Source organism: Methylobacterium sp. B4 (assembly GCF_003201865.1).
Lineage (GTDB): Bacteria > Pseudomonadota > Alphaproteobacteria > Rhizobiales > Beijerinckiaceae > Methylobacterium.
Genome location: NZ_QJJJ01000016.1, coordinates 1 through 13,670, shown reverse-complemented (window position 1 = coordinate 13,670; position 13,670 = coordinate 1). Strand labels below are relative to the sequence as shown.

The window sequence follows — 13,670 nt, the reverse complement described above, 5'->3', positions numbered from 1 at the left end:
GCCGCTTACTTTCGGCAGGCCTCCGCTTTCGGATCGGCCTTGGCCGGATCGAGCCGGGACATCGTGCCGTCGATGGCGAAATCCCCGTAATCGAGGTGGAGCCGACCGCTGACGCCGTCCTCGTAGAGATCGAAGGTCAAGGTGTAGATCGGCGTGCGCTCACCCTGGCCGGCGGTGAAGTAGCTCAGCGTCACCGGCCAGCGGCGCATGGCGGCGTGGTCGCCTTCGCGCAGCGGCTTGTCGCGCTCGGTCTCGACGGCGGGCGCCGCGCTCGGGCGACCGATCACGGCCAGCGTGTCGTAGACCTTGCGGCCGTCGTCGGAGCCGTCGAACACCTTGGCGGAGACCGTGGTCTCCCCCGCCTTCGCCGCCTTGATCAGGCGGATCATATGGTGGATCGGGAACAGCACCGGTCCCTCGGCCTGGAACTGGTCGCGCTTGGGCTCCTTCAACTTCACCTTGAGCGCTTCGGATGCGGCCACCGCCGTGCCGTCCACGGAGGGCGACGGCTTGTTGTTGAGGATGGTCGTGGTGCGGAAGCGGAAGCTCGTCCCGTCGCCGTCCTCGAAGGTGGAGCTGCGCAGGTCCGAGGTGCGGTCGCCGGATTCGCCGGAATCGAGCAGCGTGACCTGCCGCGTCTGCATGGTATAGCCGCGGCAGGCATCGCCCGAGAAGTCGATCACGATGCGCCCGCGCACTCCCTCGACCGCCCGCGTGCCGGTGGAGCGGGCGAGGGAGAGATCGTAGACCGCGCGGTGCGGCGCGAGCCGGATCGCCGCCTCCTCCGGAACGGGAGCGGCCGGCCCCGCCGCGAGCGCGGAACCGGGCAGGGCGGCGAGGACGATCAGGGCCGGCGCGAGGCGCAGTCGCATGCGATCTCCCAAATGCGCTGTCGAAAACGGGTTATCCCCAGCCCGAGGACCGGCGGGGATCGTCCGTCACATAATCAATCCGGCGGTCCGGACAATCTTTTTCGGCCCGTTCCGAAACAGGGCCGTGGCCGTCCGCTCCGGGCCGGGGGTCGTCCGCGGGGTCGGTACCGGGAGGTTCGGGCAGCCCGGCTGACGCGAGAAAAGTGCAATTTTACGCAACGCTTTAACGACCTGTCGCCGAGCCCGACACGGGCGCGGCGACACGGCTCGCTTTGCCGCGGGCCGAGCATCCGAATGCTGGTGGAAACCGGGTCGCGGCCCGCGCCGACCCTTGCTCCGCGGCCGAGCTGTCCTGTAGTCTCCACACCGTCGCCAGCGCAGGGTTTGGCGTCTGTTAACCGACATGTGCAGGGCCGCTCCGCCGGCCCTGGGTTGCGTGGTTCGCCGGGCGCGGCGGCGGCTCTTCGACCGCCTCGCCGCGCTGCCTGTCGGTGCGAGTTCAAGGACGGTGCGACGTGGAGGGGACAATGACGGAAGCGGTCCCGAGCTGGACGGACGAGCGCGTCGAGCTGCTGCGTCGTCTCTGGGACGATGGCTTGAGCGCCAGCCAGATCGCCCTCCAGATCGGCGGCGTCTCGCGTAACGCGGTCATCGGCAAGGTGCATCGCCTCGGCTTGGCCGGGCGCGTCAAGCCGATCGGGCCGTCCTCCGCGCAGGGCCGCCGAAAGGACGGCCCGGAAGTGGAGGTCGAGCTGGAAGCCGTGGCCTTGGTCGAGGAGCCGACCCTGCCGGAGCCGCCGGCCATCGTCGCGCACCGGCCGGCCCCGAACTTCCCCCTGCCGCCGAGCCCCGCCCCGGAGCCGGTGGCGCTGGCGGTGTCGCAGCGCGTCACCATCATGGACCTGCGCGACTCCATGTGCCGCTGGCCGATGGGCGATCCGACCTCACCGGACTTCCGCTTCTGCGGCGGCCGAGCGATCACGGGCCTGCCCTACTGCACCCAGCACGCCCAGGTGGCCTACCAGCCGGCCGCCGAGCGCAAGCGCGATCGCCGGGTGGCCGGCTTCCGCTGAGTTTCCGTGAGAGGTATCGCACGGCGCCTTGGTTACCGTGCGGGTCAGCCGGACCGGCCTCCGCTCCCCTCCGCGGAGACCGTTGAGGCGGCGTGAACGGCTATCGGACTTCAAACGATGCGTGAGCAACGCTAAACTGCGGTGATCGTAGCGCGCCCGGCAACGACCGATGCTGCACGCCTCATCCTGGTTTCGACTGCTTGCTTCGAGCCCCTTCCGTCGTCGCCCGCGTCAGCGAAGCGATCCCGGGCGCGACATCCCTGAAAAAGTCCCGCCCTCTGGACGGCTTCGCCTCGCCCTGACGCAGAAGAGACCGAGGCGATCGACCGGACTTCGTCTCACTCCGCCCCGGCGAACATCTCGTCGAAGGAGTAGCCGGAGCCGCGCACGGTGCGGATCGGGTCGCTCTGGCGCGGGCGGTTGATCGCCTTGCGCAGGCGGCCGACATGCACGTCGACGGTGCGCTCGTCGATATAGACGTCGTGTCCCCAGACGCCGTCGAGGAGCTGTTCCCGGGAAAAGACCCGGCCGGGACTCTGCATCAGATATTCGAGCAGCTTGAACTCGGTCGGCCCGAGATGGATCTCGCGGCCCTGGCGGCGGATGCGGTGGCTGACCCGGTCGAGCTCGATGTCGCCAGCCACGAGCAGGTCGGCGACATGGGCGGGCTTGGCCCGGCGCAACAGGGCGCGGACCCGGGCGAGCAGCTCCGGCACGGAAAACGGCTTCACCACGTAGTCGTCGGCCCCCGTCGAGAGTCCGCGCACCCGGTCCGCCTCCTCGCCGCGCGCGGTCAGCATGATGACGGGCAGCCGCTCCGTCTCGCGTCGCGCCCGGATGCGCCGGCACAGCTCGATCCCGGAGAGGCCCGGCACCATCCAGTCGAGCAGAACGAGGTCGGGCGTGGTCTCGTGCAGGCGCAGGTCCGCCTCGTCGCCACGCACCGCCACGTCGACCACGAAGCCTTCCGCTTCGAGATTGTAGCGCAGCAGCGTCGTGAGCGATTCCTCGTCCTCGACGATCAGGATGCGCGCACTCGTCATCACCCGTCTTCCCATCCGTCACGCCCGGACGGTCGCTTCGGACCGCGGGCGGCGTGTCTCGCTTCGCGCTTCCCCGAGGGAAGCCGCAGGCCTCAGACCGTCGGCGTCACCGTCGCGTAGTTCGAGGCGTCGTTCTTGGGCCGCTCGCCGGCCGGGTTCTCCCCGGTGACGAGGTATTCGATCGTCTCGGCGACGTTGGTGGTGTGGTCGCCGATGCGCTCGACGTTCTTGGCGCAGAACAACAGGTGCGTACAGAAGGAGATATTGCGCGGATCCTCCATCATGTAGGTCAGGAGTTCGCGGAACAGCGAGTTGTAGAGCGCGTCGATGGCGCTGTCGCGCTCCCACACCTCGTGGGCGGCGGCGACATCGCGGCTGGCATAGGCGTCGAGGACGTCCTTGAGCTGCTCCTGCACGAGGTCGCTCATGTGCTGCACGCCGAGGACGATCTTCTGCGGCTGGGCCTGATCGCTGATCGCCACGACACGCTTGGCGATGTTCTTGGCCAGGTCCCCGATCCGCTCCAGATCGCCGGAGACGCGGATGCCGGAGATCGTCTCGCGCAGGTCGATGGCGAGGGGCTGGCGCCGAGCGATGAGCAGCACCGAGCGCTCCTCGATCTCCCGCTGGAGCACGTCGAGGCGCTTGTCGGCGACGATGACGGCCTGGGCCAGGGTCGTATCTCGGCGCACCAGCGCGTCGGTGGCATCCGTCATCATCTTCTCGGCCACCCCACCCATCTCGGCGATCGAGCGGCGCAGGTTTTCGAGGTCTTTGTCGTAGGAGGAGACGATATGCTCGGACATCTCTCGAATTCCCCGCTCGGACGGTCGCGGCCGTCACCTTAGTCGGATGCTGGGACGGCCGGTTTCGTGTCGCCCGCGGCCACCCCGCCGCGCCCGCATGGCGAGCGGGCGTCGAGCGGGTGCGGCGCGAGGGCGACCCTTAGCCGAAGCGGCCGGTGATGTAGTCCTGGGTCTGGCGCTTGGCCGGGTTCATGAAGATCTTCGAGGTCGCGTCGAACTCGATCAGCTCGCCCAGATACATGAAGGCGGTGAACTGCGAGATGCGGGCGGCCTGCTGCATGTTGTGCGTCACGATGACGATCGTGAACTCCGCGCGCAGCTGCTCGATCAGCTCCTCGATACGGCCCGTCGAGATCGGGTCGAGGGCCGAGGTCGGCTCGTCGAACAGGATCACCTCAGGACGCTGGGCCACGGTGCGGGCGATGCAGAGGCGCTGTTGCTGCCCGCCGGAGAGGCCGGTTCCGGACTGCTTGAGCTTGTCCTTCACCTCGTCCCAGAGCGCCGCCTTGCGCAAGCTTTCCTCCACGCGCACGTCGAGCTCGGACTTGGGCAGCTTCTCGTAGAGGCGCAGGCCGAAGGCGACGTTGTCGTAGATCGACATCGGGAAGGGCGTCGGCTTCTGGAACACCATGCCGACCCGCGAGCGCAGCTCGTTGAGATCGACCTTGGCGTCGAGCACGTTCTGCCCGTCGAGCAGGATCTCGCCCTCGGCACGCTGCTCCGGGTAGAGGCTGTAGATGCGGTTGAAGGTGCGCAGCAGCGTCGACTTTCCGCAGCCGGACGGCCCGATCAGCGCCGTGACCTGCCGGTCGCGGAAATCGAGGTTGATGTCCTTCAGTCCGTGGAAGCTGCCGTAGTAGAAGTTCAGGTCCTTGACGGCGATGCGCACGGGCGCCTTGACGTCGGCCGGGCTGCGGCCCTCGAACTGGCTGCGGATCGCGGGGGAGGCGCTCATCGGATGGTCTCGCAGGTAGGAGGGGTGTCCGGGGGGCGGCCTCAGCGCGCCCGCTGGTCCTTGATCACGAAGCGGGCCACCACCGACAGGGCGAGGATGGTGACGGTGATGAGGAGCGCACCCGACCACGCGAGGCTCTGCCAGTTCGGATAGGGCGAGAGGGCGAACTGGTAGATCATCACCGGCAGGTTCGGCACGCCGCCGAGCAGGTTGGCGTTGAACCAGCTGTTGTTGTTGAGCGCCGTGAAGAGCAGCGGCGCGGTCTCGCCGGCGATGCGGGCCAGCGCCAGGATGATACCGGTGACGATGCCCGCGCTCGCTGCGCGCCAGGTGACGGCGCGGATGACGAGGGAGCGGGGCGCGCCGAGCGCAGCCCCCGCCTCGCGCATCGGGCCGGGCACGAGGCGCAGCATGTCCTCGGTGGTGCGCACGATCACGGGCGTGGCGATGATGGCGAGCGCCACCGCGCCGGCCCAGCCCGAATAGGTGCCCATCGGCCGGACCATCAGCGTGTAGACGAACAGACCGATCAGGATCGAGGGCGCCGAGAGCAGCACGTCGTTGAGGAAGCGGATCACGTCGGCGATCTTCGAGGTGCGTCCGTATTCCGCGAGGAAGGTGCCGGCCATCAGCCCGATCGGCGTGGCGATGAGGATGCCGAGCAGCGTCATGATGAGGCTGCCCAGGATGGCGTTGGCGATGCCGCCGCCCTCGGAACCCGGGCCCGGCGTCGGCGCCGTGAACAGGGCGGGCGAGAAGCCCTTCAGCCCCTCGACGATGAGCATGAGCAGGATCGAGCCGAGCACGACGATGCCGAGCAGGGTGGCGATCGTGCTCGCGAGGATCAGCACGCGGTCGGCGACCCGGCGGCCGGGGCGCACGCGGCTGGCCGTGGGCGTGCGACCGGCCGTCGCGATGGGGTTGCTGGCGTCCATGGATCGGCGTCCTTCGGGCTCGGACAGTCTCGGGCGATCGTGCTCGGGCAGTCGCGGTTCAGGCGACCTTGGTGCGCCGCACCAGCAGGCGGGCGATGATCAGCACGAAGAAGGTGATGATGAAGAGCAGGCAGCCGAGCGCCATCAGCGAGGAGAGCTGGAGCCCGTCGGCCTCGTTGAACTCGTTGGCGATGCGCGAGGCGATGGTCGAGCCCGGATCGAAGATCGAGGCGGAGAGGCGGTTAGCGTTGCCGATCACGAAGGTGACCGCCATGGTCTCGCCGAGCGCGCGGCCGAGGCCGAGCATGATCGCGCCGATGATCGAGACCGAGGCCTGCGGCACGAGCACGTGGCGCACGACCTCCCAGGTGGTGCAGCCGATGCCGTAGGCGCTCTCGCGCAGCACCGTCGGGATCTGGTCGAGCATGTCGCGGGTGATCGAGGCGACGAAGGGCACGATCATGATGGCGAGGATGATGCCGGCGGTGAGCACGCCGACGCCCGAGGGGATGCGGGCGTAGAGGATGGTGCCGACGATCGGCAGGCCCTCGACCAGGTTCGAGACCGGCACCTGCACGAAGCGCGCGAAGAGCGGCGCGAACACGAACAGGCCCCACATGCCGTAGATGATGCTGGGCACCGAGGCGAGCAGCTCGATCGTCATGGCCACGGGCTTGCGCGCCCAGCCGGGGCAGAGCTGCGTCAGGTAGATCGCGATGCCGAGCGAGACCGGCACGCCGATGAGAAGCGCCAGCAGCGCGGCGGCCACGGTGCCGATGATCGCGGGCAGGGCGCCGAACTGCTCGGTGCCGATGTTCCAGGCGGAGGAGGTGACGAAGCCGAAGCCGAATTCGGAGAAGGCCGGCCACGCGCCGTAGATGATCGAGCCGAGGATGCCCGCGAGCACCAGCAGCACGAGGAGGGCGGAGGCGTAGGCGGCACCCTGGAAGAGGCGGTCGCCGGTCTTGCTCGGCGCGGTACGGGCCACGCTGCTCTCGCGGGCCACGGTGAGGGTCTGGGTCAAGGCGGTCATCCGCGAAGGCTCTTCGGCTGGTGAGCGTTTAGCGCGACGTCGCGCGCGAGGCGAGCGGACCACTTCGGGAAAGGCCCCCTTCCGGCTGGAAGAGGGCCTTTCTCTCTACGCTTACTTGCTGGCGAAGACCGGCTTGCCGTCCTTGCCCTTCACGGCCTTCCACTCCTCGTGGATCAGGCCGACGAGGACGTCGGGCAGCGGCACGTAGTCGAGCTCGGTCGCGAGCTTGTCGCCGTGCTTGTAGGCCCAGTCGAAGAACTTCAGCACGTCGGCAGCCTTGGCCGCATCCGCCGGCTCCTTGTAGACGAGGATGAAGGTGGCCGCCGTGATCGGCCACGCCTCGTCGCCGCCCTGGTTGGTCAGGGCGATGCCGAAGCCGGGAGTCGACTTCCAGTCGGCGCTGGCGGCGGCGGCCTGGAAGGCCTTGTCGTCGGGCTGCGGGAACTTGCCGGCCTTGTTCTCGATCAGGGCGTGGGCGAGCTTGTTCTGCTTGGCGTAGGCCGACTCGACGTAGCCGATCGCGTTGGGGACCTGCTTGACGGTGGCGGTGACGCCCTCGTTGCCCTTGCCGCCCTGGCCGACCGGCCAGCTCACCGTGGTGGCCGCACCGAATTCCTTCTTCCAGGCCTCGGAGACGGCCGAAAGGTAGGTGGTGAAGATGTTGGTCGTGCCGGAGGCGTCCGAGCGGTAGACCGGAGTGATGTTCGCCTCGGGCAGCTTCAGGCCCTCGTTGAGCTTGGCGATCTTCGGGTCCGACCACTTCAGGATCTTGCCGGCATAGATCTCGGCCAGGATCTCGCCGGTCAGCTTGAGCTTGCCCGGCTCCAGGCCTGCGATGTTCACGACCGGAACGACGCCGCCCATCACGGTGGGGAACTGGAGAAGGCCGTCCTTCTCGAGCTGGGCCGGCTTCAGGGGCGCGTCGGTCGCGCCGAAATCGACCGTCTTGGCCTGGATCTGCTTGATGCCGCCGCCCGAGCCGATGGACTGGTAGTTGAGACCCGTGCCGGTCTCCTTGCGGTAGGCTTCGGCCCATTTCGAGTAGACGGGGAAGGGGAAGGTGGCACCGGCGCCGGTGATGTCGGCGGCCAGAGCCGAGGTCGCGAGCTGAGCGGCGGCGAGGCCGACCGCCAAGGCGTAAGCGAAGGGTTTCACGAGAATCTCCGTAGGGTGTCGGGCGCTGATCCCGGCCGGCGTCGGACCGGAACCGGCCTCGCTGCGGCAAGGCTGCCGTCTAGTTCACCGACGCGCCGCCTCTATGACGGCGACATGACGAAGACATGACAAGCCCCTTCTCCGCCGAATTCTACAGAGGATGGGACCGCTTGCGGCTTGTCGGACGTTGTTCCGACAGCGCCCGGGCCGCGAGGTTCGGGCTGACGAGGCCCAGGAGGCTTTCGGCGTGACCGAGCCGGACGTGAAATCAGACCAGGATCGCTTCCTCGATCCCAGCGATCCCCAGGAGGCGGCTTATCTCGCACTCCATGCCGAGCGGGCGGCCCTGGAGGACGAACTCGCGCTCCTTCAGCACCGGCAGCGGTTCGGAAGCGACGAGGACGAGGTCGCCTCCGCGCGGGCGACCGAATCCGCCCTCTTGAAGGACCTCGACCGCGTGCTGACGATGATTCGGGCGGCCGAGATCAAGCGCCAGCAGCCGCATGCGCGGCGCTGGCAGTAGCGAACGATCACCCTCGGCAGCTTGCGGGCCGGACGCGCCTCAGTCCGCTCGGCGCTGGTCGCGTTCCTTCTGCCGAAGGCGCAGCAGCAGCTCGACCTGGGCATCGGTGATCGGCTGCGCATCGCAGCGGTCGACGTAGACCTCGCGCAGCCCCTTGCCGATCCGGTCCCGCGTCTCGCCGTTCAAGGCCGGCATCGCGGCCTCGACGATCGAGCCTACGGAGCAGTTCGTCGCGAGATGTGCCATGGATCGGCAGGGCCAAATCTGAAGGAACGGTGTTGCTCCGGAACGAATGGAGCGGCGACGGCCTACATTGCACGAGGATGGTTAACGAAAACTTACCGTTGCAGGGGTCCGACGCCGGGCGGTGGACGCCCTTCCCGGCGTCGGGCACCGCTTCATGCGAGCATTGCCGGAATGCGTCGGCCGGAGGCTCGGTTCCCGTCGGACTCTGCGCCACGCATCCGGGGGCTGCGATCGACCGGCGGATGAAAGCGCGGCCTTGAGCCGTTTCTTCCTATGTCGTCGGGCTGCCCGCCCACATGCGGTACGCAAGCGACGGGCGGATCGGCCCATTATCGGAATGGCCCGATCCGCCGCGGCCGGCTTTTCCACGCCCTGACCTGCCCCCACTGACGGGTCCGATGTAAGTGTTTGTGGGGGCAGGTCAGGGTCAGTCACGGTTGTCCTACGCCTCGCTCACGCCGGAGCGCACCCCGGCAATCGTCGTCGGCAGCATGTGCGGCGCAGGCAGCGGCATGTCGGCCGGCCAGCGGGACGCGGTGAACTCCTTGCGCGGGATGGCGGCGGCGGACCACGCATCGCCCCGGTTGCCGCCGAGCAGGAAAATCTGGGTCGGGCTGGCGCCGACGACGAAGCCGACATGGCTCTGCCAGGACGCGTTGCCCTGCTTCTTCGAGCCGATGGCGCCCATGGCCGGCTCCTTCAGCCCGACGCCCCAGCTTCGCAGGAATGCGCCGCGAGGCTGCACGAGGGGTTGTGACCGGCCCGCTTCAGCAGGGCGCCGACCGCGGCCACGCACCATCCGATTGAGTTCTGCTTGATGCCGGAGAGGAGCGCATCACCGACGCCCAGATGGCCGCGAACAGCGAGAAGCCGACGAGCCTGGCCGCCGAGACCGCGTATGACCCGGTGATCGACCCCCAGGGCGCCATGAACGCCGAGCGCCGTGCTGCCTGACCGACGCTCACCCCCTCCCGTAGCGTATCGAGGAACAGCCGCCTGGGGCGCCATACTGCACGGACAGCCCTCGCAAGCCCGCGTCACCCCGCAGCACAACTTCATTATCGCCAAGGACGAGCCGATCTTGGCCGAGGGCCGGAACAAGACGCCGAACTTCTACGCCGCGGCTGCGCGTTGGTACGTCCGCACTACGGCGCCGAGCCGGGAGCTGTCGGCCGCAGCCAGCATCGATGCGCGCTATGCTCCATGGCGTCAGGGAGGACGAGACGCCGCTCATCCCTTACGTGCCGTACGAGTACATGTGTCGGTGGTCCGCAGGCTCGAACCTGCGCGCATACCGCGGCGCCAGCAGCGGCCTGCCATGCGGTCCCATCTGTTCCTCGGTGTGCTCGGCGGTCTCTGCGACGTCACTCTGGCGGCGCTGCGCGAACGGGACATCGACGGCCGCTATTTGCACGGCCTGATGAGCATCCTCGGCTCGGCTAACCGCGGCCCCTCGCCATGACTCCTGCTGGACTGCGCTGGCTTCGGCAGTGGGACGAGGAGGAACTGGCAGGCCGCACAAACCTCACGCCAATCGCGTGGCATGCAGGTCGGCGAAGAGGGGCGGGCAGGCTCCGGCCTATTCAGCAGCTTCTTCGGAAAGTTCGTCGGCACGGCCGAGAGTGGAGCGGTCGGCGTTATCTCGCTCGAAGTGATGGGTGTGCTCGTCGACTACTGCCTGCCGATTGAGGATATGCAGAGGCCGCGGAAACCCTATCCTAATGCTGACCTTTGATAGGTGCTCTCCACTATTTTTCTCGCGCTCACGAACGAGGTGAAATAGCTCGGTGGTTCTGCCAGAGCGGCTGTGAGGCCGCCATAGGCCCTGCCGCTTCTCACGATTGGAACGTTTTGCCTATAGGGCACAGTCCGGACCTGCGGCGGCGTACTGAAAGTGGCAGGCTCGTAAGCCTGCCACGGGCACCGACCTACTGAACGCCACACCATAGGCGCAGCATTTTGCGGTAGCGGGCCGAGTTCGAAGAACATTCAGCCGATGAGGAAGTCCTGGAACGTCAGGCTGGCATGGTTGTCCAGCACGGCAATCACGACGGCCTTCGCGGCAGAACCCGAGCCGTCCGCATCGTAGGACAGTTCGCCCGAAGCCTGATTGTAGAGAACGCGATCGTTTGCATCGGCGCGTCCCAGGGACAGGTCCTTGAAGGCCGAAGCAACGAGCGCTCCCTCTGTGGAGCCTGAAATCAGCGCCTTCGCCAAGTAGATCTTATCACCGGTCGAGAAATCGGTGATATGATCGACATTGCCATTGCCGAACTTAGTCGTGAACATGAAGACGTCCGCATCTTTACCGCCGGTCAGGACATCTGCTCCGAACCCGCCGTCGAGCCGGTCAGCGCCCGTGCCGCCATCGATGGCATCGTTGCCGTAGCCGCCGGTAAGGATGTCATTATCGGCGCCTCCGAAGATCTTATCATCGCCAAAGCCACCGTTGATGGTGTCGTTGCCCTCGTCACCGTAGAGCTTCACGGCGGAAAGGTCATTGGTGTAGACGATCAGGTCATTGCCCGTCCCGCCGTACACCTTGTCCGAACCATCGTTGTAGCTGCCGCGGATCGTGTCGGCCCCGCCGCCACCATAGATCAGATCGGCACCCTCGCCACCGCGGATGTAGTCGTTGCCATCCGCAACACTCTCAACCTCCGCGTCGCCGTAGATGATGTCGGCCGTCATGCCACCCTGGATCGAGTCGTCACCCTCATCGCCAAAGAGCGCGACGCCATCCAGGCTGTTCAGGAAATACAAGGTGTCGTTGCCGGCACCGCCGCGCACATGATCATTTCCGGTATGCAGCGGCTGCTGTCCACCGTTCGTGATCAGATCGTCGCCGTCACCGCCATTAAGGTAGTCTTTTCCGTAACCACCGAAGATAGTATCGTTGCCGGCTTCACCATAGATAAAATCATCAGCGGTGCTACCGTATATGATATCCTCCCCACCCCCGGCGTTCACTTGGATGGCTTTAGAAGAAGTCGTATAATCAACCGTAGAGCTTTGATCATCACCTACTATGTAGTAGAATTTGTCGTCTTCAGTGACGCCCATGGCGGACCCCCATCATCTGCCGCCAAGATTGCATTAGTGTCGCGACAGCAGGCTCTTACCAGCTTTCGTTTGGTTGTGTCAATTCGGCACAAGTAATTGGAAGTAACCATGTGATCGTGAAAGCACAGCTTGGATTTTAGATAGAAATCAATATTATATTCAATCGTTGAATGTAGCTCTCTCCCGGCAGAAAAAGCACTGCAGAGTTCAGAGCGCCTCCTCGCTGCGACGCGTCTCAACGGGCCTTGTATCCTGCGCAGCCCGCGGCAGCCGCGGCGTATCGAACGTGACGCTAAGCACATCATCAGGCGTAGAGACGGCAGCGCCTATTCTACCCGACGAATGGGCGGGCGCTCTGCGTGAAGCGCCAAAGCAAGTAGACCGCGCGGACCCGGGCGGCGTGACTGCGACGCCCATCACTAGGATCAGTCGCTTGAGCCGCCACCACGCGACAATCACGTTTTTCCACCGCGCCACGATCGAGGCCCCCTATCGGCAGCTCAACCCAGACTCCGCTTGTAGGTGTGCCTCCGCCTTCCGGATCACACCACACGGGTCGTGACCTTTCGCTTCGGCCAAGAGCATCAAGTCGGTGACGAGATCGATGATGTCACTCTCTCCGATGTCATCCGAGGCCGGTGGATAACACCAGCGTCGGATGCCAGAGTGTTCGTGCAGGTAGGCGTCGAGGGCCTTTTGAGCGAGCTCGGCGCGCTTAGCTTTATCCGGCATGGCGCACATCCTCCTACGCCTGAGCCTGCGCTGCGATCGAGCAAGTCCAGGCGATGGAAGATCAACCCGATGCTGACGTTCCCTGTTCACAAGGCGCCGTCATGCCTGTGCTGCTATGAAGGGCGCAGCCCGGATGCCTAGGTGCCTGAGACCCTGGGAGCTCCTAACCAAACGGGTGATCAGGGTCCCCAGCTTTCCTAGCGCCAGGGTCGTGGAACCCGGTGACACGGTGACGGGTAACGATCCCCGTGGCCGAGACGAGCGGGGCAAAGTTCCTCAGCCAAGCCGAGCTCGCCCGGCTGCGCGGCGTGTCCCGCAAGGCCGTCAGCTCTTGGAAGCAGAAGGGCTTACTCGTTCTCGACGGCACCGTTCGCCTGGATGTGGAGGCCACCGAGTGGAACCTCGACCATCGGCCGATGAGATATCGGGGTGGCGTTACCCATCGCCCGGTGCGGGCGGAGGACGGTGACAACGCCCCCCGAAACCGAGGCTGCCCCGAAGCCTGCTCCGGGCGATGGGTAACGCCCAGCGCCCCTGGATGACGACGGCGGCCGGGAAGACGCCTTCGACCCCGACGACCCGAACCTGCCGACCGCCATTGCTGTCCAGCGCAAGGAAAACCGGCTCGGCTTCCACCGGAAGCAGATCGTCGAGCGGGACGGCAGCAAGCTCGTCGATCGGCCTGCGGCCGAGGCGGCATTCGCCGAGGAAAGCCGGGCGCTGCGCGATGCCTGGCCGGCATGGCCAGCCCGGGTCACGATCGCGCTGGCCGACGAGATGAAGATCGAATCGAGGCAGCTGAGGCCGGCCCTGACCGCCTATGTCAAAAAGCACCTCATCGAATGCGGTGAGCCCTCTGCCGGAGAGTTCGGCTGCTGAGCAGACGGACGGCATCGTCGCCAAGGCCAAGGCGCAGAAGCGCGCCTCGCTCGGCTTCAAGACCGCCAAGGGCTGGCGCCTCCATGGCGCGCCCTTCCCGAAGGCCGAGCCGCAGCGGCGCGTGTCCTAGCCGCTCGAGCGTCCGCCACTTCCGCCCCTTCAGATCTACGTGGAACGCCAGTCATGAACGCGCAAGCTCAGCCCTTCATGCGGTCGTGTCCCTTGGCGTGGTGTAGCTTGCAGAGGGCCACCACGATCACCGGCCAGGGCCGGATCGGTCAGGCTGCCAGTGTGGGCAGGCCGACGAGGGGATCATCGCCGGTTGGGGCGATGCTTTCCAGGGTCATGTAGCGGG

General features: G+C 66.5%; 15 protein-coding genes. 5 read left to right on the top strand and 10 right to left on the bottom strand.

Features of this window, described 5'->3' with window-relative positions; translation table 11 throughout:
- Positions 1–5: 5 nt before the first annotated feature.
- Complete coding sequence (locus BY998_RS17405) at positions 6–872, bottom strand: cell envelope integrity EipB family protein (RefSeq protein ID WP_110352872.1); 867 nt, start codon at positions 870–872, stop codon at positions 6–8.
- 527 nt (positions 873–1,399) lie between these two features.
- On the opposite strand from BY998_RS17405, the gene BY998_RS17400 reads away from it, so the two are divergent.
- The gene (locus tag BY998_RS17400) at positions 1,400–1,945 is read left to right on the top strand and encodes a GcrA family cell cycle regulator (protein WP_110352871.1); all 546 of its coding nucleotides are present in this window, start codon (positions 1,400–1,402) and stop codon (positions 1,943–1,945) included.
- Positions 1,946–2,283: 338 nt separating this feature from the next.
- On the opposite strand, the gene phoB is transcribed toward BY998_RS17400, so the two are convergent.
- The 6 genes from phoB to pstS all read right to left on the bottom strand — a co-directional run bounded on the left by phoB (position 2,284) and on the right by pstS (position 7,872).
- Positions 2,284–2,988, bottom strand: coding sequence for a phosphate regulon transcriptional regulator PhoB (gene phoB / locus BY998_RS17395; RefSeq protein ID WP_110352870.1), 705 nt, complete (start codon positions 2,986–2,988; stop codon positions 2,284–2,286).
- Positions 2,989–3,080: 92 nt separating this feature from the next.
- On the bottom strand, positions 3,081–3,794 hold the full coding sequence (gene phoU, locus BY998_RS17390) for a phosphate signaling complex protein PhoU (RefSeq protein WP_110352869.1): 714 nt from the start codon (positions 3,792–3,794) through the stop codon (positions 3,081–3,083).
- Positions 3,795–3,933: 139 nt separating this feature from the next.
- Positions 3,934–4,749, bottom strand: coding sequence for a phosphate ABC transporter ATP-binding protein PstB (gene pstB, locus BY998_RS17385; RefSeq protein ID WP_110352868.1), 816 nt, complete (start codon positions 4,747–4,749; stop codon positions 3,934–3,936).
- A gap of 41 nt (positions 4,750–4,790) precedes the next feature.
- Complete coding sequence (gene pstA, locus BY998_RS17380; protein ID WP_110352867.1) at positions 4,791–5,684, bottom strand: phosphate ABC transporter permease PstA; 894 nt, start codon at positions 5,682–5,684, stop codon at positions 4,791–4,793.
- 58 nt (positions 5,685–5,742) lie between these two features.
- Positions 5,743–6,717: a phosphate ABC transporter permease subunit PstC gene (pstC, locus tag BY998_RS17375; RefSeq protein WP_110352866.1), complete on the bottom strand. Its 975-nt coding sequence runs from the start codon at positions 6,715–6,717 to the stop codon at positions 5,743–5,745.
- Between the two features lie 111 nt (positions 6,718–6,828).
- Positions 6,829–7,872 carry a phosphate ABC transporter substrate-binding protein PstS gene (gene pstS, locus BY998_RS17370; RefSeq protein WP_110352865.1) on the bottom strand — a complete coding sequence of 348 codons (1,044 nt, stop codon included), beginning with the start codon at positions 7,870–7,872 and terminating at the stop codon, positions 6,829–6,831.
- 247 nt (positions 7,873–8,119) lie between these two features.
- On the opposite strand from pstS, the gene BY998_RS17365 reads away from it, so the two are divergent.
- Positions 8,120–8,395, top strand: coding sequence for a hypothetical protein (locus BY998_RS17365; RefSeq protein ID WP_110352942.1), 276 nt, complete (start codon positions 8,120–8,122; stop codon positions 8,393–8,395).
- Positions 8,396–8,434: 39 nt separating this feature from the next.
- Here BY998_RS17365 and BY998_RS17360 read toward each other — a convergent pair whose 3' ends face one another.
- Complete coding sequence (locus BY998_RS17360; RefSeq protein WP_110352864.1) at positions 8,435–8,641, bottom strand: hypothetical protein; 207 nt, start codon at positions 8,639–8,641, stop codon at positions 8,435–8,437.
- Between the two features lie 442 nt (positions 8,642–9,083).
- Positions 9,084–9,329, bottom strand: coding sequence for a hypothetical protein (locus BY998_RS24805; RefSeq protein WP_245421629.1), 246 nt, complete (start codon positions 9,327–9,329; stop codon positions 9,084–9,086).
- Between the two features lie 630 nt (positions 9,330–9,959).
- Here BY998_RS24805 and BY998_RS24455 point away from each other — a divergent pair.
- Together BY998_RS24455 and BY998_RS17350 are read left to right on the top strand one after the other, a co-directional pair.
- Positions 9,960–10,103 carry a hypothetical protein gene (locus tag BY998_RS24455; RefSeq protein ID WP_181425548.1) on the top strand — a complete coding sequence of 48 codons (144 nt, stop codon included), beginning with the start codon at positions 9,960–9,962 and terminating at the stop codon, positions 10,101–10,103.
- Positions 10,104–10,184: 81 nt separating this feature from the next.
- Positions 10,185–10,376 carry a hypothetical protein gene (locus tag BY998_RS17350; protein ID WP_110352863.1) on the top strand — a complete coding sequence of 64 codons (192 nt, stop codon included), beginning with the start codon at positions 10,185–10,187 and terminating at the stop codon, positions 10,374–10,376.
- 254 nt (positions 10,377–10,630) lie between these two features.
- Here BY998_RS17350 and BY998_RS17345 read toward each other — a convergent pair whose 3' ends face one another.
- Complete coding sequence (locus BY998_RS17345; protein WP_110352862.1) at positions 10,631–11,704, bottom strand: calcium-binding protein; 1,074 nt, start codon at positions 11,702–11,704, stop codon at positions 10,631–10,633.
- A 1,579-nt stretch (positions 11,705–13,283) separates the two neighbouring features.
- On the opposite strand from BY998_RS17345, the gene BY998_RS24450 reads away from it, so the two are divergent.
- A complete protein-coding gene (locus tag BY998_RS24450; RefSeq protein WP_181425547.1) occupies positions 13,284–13,445 on the top strand; it encodes a hypothetical protein in 162 nt (53 codons plus the stop codon).
- The last annotated feature ends 225 nt before the right edge of the window (positions 13,446–13,670 follow it).

What these genes read in the sequence shown, in the direction of transcription:
- BY998_RS17405 (WP_110352872.1), bottom strand. Translation starts at nt 872, where the DNA reads ATGCGACTGCGCCTCGCGCCGGCCCTGATCGTCCTCGCCGCCCTGCCC.
- BY998_RS17400 (WP_110352871.1), top strand. Translation starts at nt 1,400, where the DNA reads ATGACGGAAGCGGTCCCGAGCTGGACGGACGAGCGCGTCGAGCTGCTG.
- phoB (WP_110352870.1), bottom strand. Translation starts at nt 2,988, where the DNA reads ATGACGAGTGCGCGCATCCTGATCGTCGAGGACGAGGAATCGCTCACG.
- phoU (WP_110352869.1), bottom strand. Translation starts at nt 3,794, where the DNA reads ATGTCCGAGCATATCGTCTCCTCCTACGACAAAGACCTCGAAAACCTG.
- pstB (WP_110352868.1), bottom strand. Translation starts at nt 4,749, where the DNA reads ATGAGCGCCTCCCCCGCGATCCGCAGCCAGTTCGAGGGCCGCAGCCCG.
- pstA (WP_110352867.1), bottom strand. Translation starts at nt 5,684, where the DNA reads ATGGACGCCAGCAACCCCATCGCGACGGCCGGTCGCACGCCCACGGCC.
- pstC (WP_110352866.1), bottom strand. Translation starts at nt 6,717, where the DNA reads ATGACCGCCTTGACCCAGACCCTCACCGTGGCCCGCGAGAGCAGCGTG.
- BY998_RS17360 (WP_110352864.1), bottom strand. Translation starts at nt 8,641, where the DNA reads ATGGCACATCTCGCGACGAACTGCTCCGTAGGCTCGATCGTCGAGGCC.
- BY998_RS24805 (WP_245421629.1), bottom strand. Translation starts at nt 9,329, where the DNA reads ATGGGCGCCATCGGCTCGAAGAAGCAGGGCAACGCGTCCTGGCAGAGC.
- BY998_RS24455 (WP_181425548.1), top strand. Translation starts at nt 9,960, where the DNA reads ATGCGGTCCCATCTGTTCCTCGGTGTGCTCGGCGGTCTCTGCGACGTC.
- BY998_RS17350 (WP_110352863.1), top strand. Translation starts at nt 10,185, where the DNA reads ATGCAGGTCGGCGAAGAGGGGCGGGCAGGCTCCGGCCTATTCAGCAGC.
- BY998_RS17345 (WP_110352862.1), bottom strand. Translation starts at nt 11,704, where the DNA reads ATGGGCGTCACTGAAGACGACAAATTCTACTACATAGTAGGTGATGAT.